This window comes from Xanthobacter sp. BG11Y11_SDJG (assembly GCF_057364445.1).
On sequence record NZ_JBNFNU010000469.1, the window covers coordinates 1 to 2,930 of the forward strand.

2 protein-coding genes are annotated in these 2,930 nt (G+C 74.3%); both read right to left on the minus strand.

Annotated elements, in window-relative coordinates; translation table 11 throughout:
* On the minus strand, positions 1-878 hold an 878-nt coding region (locus AC2W7M_RS23005), incomplete at its 3' end, for a hypothetical protein (protein ID WP_486135210.1).
* Positions 879-1,981: 1,103 nt separating this feature from the next.
* Positions 1,982-2,665 (minus strand): hypothetical protein, encoded by a 684-nt coding sequence (locus AC2W7M_RS23010; protein ID WP_486135211.1) that lies wholly within the window; start codon positions 2,663-2,665, stop codon positions 1,982-1,984.
* Positions 2,666-2,930: the final 265 nt, after the last annotated feature.

Consider the following 2,930-nt stretch of genomic DNA (forward strand, 5'->3'; position numbering starts at 1 on the left):
CGGACGGGCTGGGGCGCCGGCCCTGGGGCGGCGGCGGCGGAACGCGGTTTGCCGGCGGCACATAAGGCGGCACATAGGGCTTTGGAACGTACAGCGGTGGCACGTAAGGCGGGCGGCAGGTACAGAGGCGGCGCGATCACCGGCGGTTGGGTGGTGCCGCGGCAGCGTCCGTCGCGCGTCACCCGCCCCGCCGGGCAGCAGGCGCCGTCGCCGACCGGCACCCAGCCCTTCGCGCAGACCTGCTGCCGGTTGAAGATCGGATCGGCCGGGCAGCGCTGGCTCTGCTGGTCCACGAGTTGGGCGCAGCAGCGCGGCGTGCCGGTGCCGTCCTTGTAGACGTGGGAATCCTCGCAGCACGCGCCGTCCACCATGGTCTTGCGCAGGCCGCAGGATTGCGCGGGCACGCAGCTCCGCCGGTTCTTCGGATCGGGCTGCTGGCCGGCCGGGCAGCACTGGCCAACCGACGTGACCTGCCCCGGCGCGCAGCAGATGCCGCCGGCGACCGGGACAAAGGCCCCCCGCGCAGCAAATAGCTTCCGCCCGGCGTGCCGCCACCACCGGGAGGACCGCCGCCCGGCGGCATCCCCGGCGTCTTGGCGGGGCCGCACTGGGTGTTGCCGGGGTCCCGATGGCGCCTGGCCGGCCGGGCAGCACTGGCCGGTGGCGGTGAGCTGGCTCGCCAGACAGCAGGCGCCGCCGGCGGCAGCATAGCCGGCCGGGCAGCAATTGGGGTCCGAGGAGCCGCATTGCGGCTGGGCGACATCGCCGCCGAGCGGGCCGCAGACGCCGTTCACCACCTTGCCCGCGCAGCAGGCGGCGGCGCCCTTCGCGTCGGCATAGACCTTGGCCGGATCGCAGCAGGCGGGGCCGGAGCCCACCGGAACCTTGCCGCCCGCGCACAGGGACGCGGCACAGCTTCCGCCCGGCTGGAGGTCGCCGGGGGCGCAGCATTTGCCGCCGATCTTCTTTCCCGGCGGCGGGCAGGCGGCGAGCTTGCACTGTCCGCCCGCATCGGCCGACTGGCCCGGCGGGCAGCAGCCCCCGGCGGCCGCGTGGGCGACCAGCCGGCGGGGCAGCAGGCGCCGTCCTTTGCGAGCTGGCCAACGGCGCAGGCGATCTTCGGCGGCGTCTTCTTGCAGGCGCCGGAGGCGGGGTCGGGGGTGTAGCCCGGCAGGCAGAAGGTCGTCGTCGTCTTGCACAGGCCGGTCTTGGGATCGGCGAGCGATCCCTTGGGGCATCCGGCGCCGGGGGCGCACTGGCCGGATGCGGCCTGCGCCTTCGCGCCCGGCGGGCAGGGGTTGAACGTGACCTCGGTGGTGCAGAGGCCGGTCTGCGGATCGAACTGCGCGCCGGCCGGGCAGCACTGGCCGGTGCCGGAACCACCGCGCCGGGCGCGCCAGCATTGGCTCGCCGGCCATGCGGCGCCGTCGGCGCACAGCGCATGGCATTGCTGATCGATCGGGCTGAGCTGCTGGCCGGGGGGCATTGACCCTGCCCCGGCGTCGGCTGGCAGATGGTGCCGACGCCGGGAACGGCCTGCTTGGCATAGCCCGCCGGGCACACCGGCGCGCTCAGGACCGGCGATGCCTCGACGCAGCCGAGGAGGCCCTGGCCCGGTTTCGGCGCCTTCCCGCCGATGCAGGTGAGCTTGGCCAGATTGCCCGCATCATAGGTCGCCGCATCGAAGCCGAGGCCGCACAATTGCTGGCTCTTCGGGTCCATGGCGCCGTTCGGGCAGAACGGCGTGCACTGGCCGTTCGGACCCGGCGCCGTGCCCTTGGGGCAGCACTGCACGCCGGGCTTGACCTGATCCGGCGGGCAGGAGAGGTCGGGCGGCGGCGGCAGCGCGGCCGGGATGCCGCCCCACCAGGCCAGCATCCAGCCGGGCAGCATCCAGCCGCCCCGCAGCGCCGGTCCGCACACGCGCCAGATGGCCATGTCGCCCATCCAGCCGCTGGCGCCGGGCGCATCGAACTGGTCGTCATAGTCGATGAAGGCGCTGCGCAGGGGCGGCGCGTTCAGCGGCCGCACCCGCCAGACGTCGTTGCCCTGGAGCCCGTCCACGTTGGCCGGCCCGGAAGCGGAGAGCCGCGCCGCCAAAGCCGGATCGGCGCTCGCCCGCAGCCGCTCGCCCGTGGTCCACAGGAAGCCGCCGCAGCTCCACCGGTCGAGGCGCCCGCGCGGTCGTGGTCATAGCCGATGGCGGCGCGCCATTGCCGTTGGTGAAGGCGCCGGGAAAGCCCACCGCATAGGCGTCCGGCTCCGGCTGCCAGGCGCGCGCGACGCCGGGATAGCGCTCGAACAGGGCATAGCGCAGGACCCGGCCGGTGCCGGGAGCGGCGAGCGCCTGGAAATCGTAGGCGCCGGTGGGAGCCGGCCGCTCGGCGAGAATCATTCGCCCCTGGTCGTCGAAGGTGATCTTCGAGATCTCGGACGGGCCGTCGCCCGGCGGAACGCTCAGCTCGAGGGTGGGCGAGAGCGCGCTCCCGTCGATCGCGATGGACCAGACCTCCCGGCCCGCGGCCACCGCGTAATACAGGCGACCCTGGCGGATGCCGAGGCCGAACACGCGCCGCTCCGGCGCCGCATAGCCCCAGGTGGCCGGCTGCGTGCTGTCGAAGGCCGGGCCGGCGATCTCGGACCGTCCCGCCGGGTCGTACGGCACCGACGCAAGTCCTGCGGCCGCACGCCCCTCGGTGCCGTGGTCGAAGCGCCAGAGCAGCGTGCCGTCCAGGCCGTAGCGCAGGATGAAGCCGGTCTCCCGGTCGGCGACATAGAGCGTGTTCGTCTCGGCATCGAAGGCGAGCCCGCCCAGCGCCGCGCCGCCATTGGCCCGCCCCTCGTGGGTGACGGTGGCGAACAGAGCGACGGCGCCGGTGACGCCGTCGATGCGCCAGATGGAGCCGGGGCGCCACCGGGCGCATCACCAC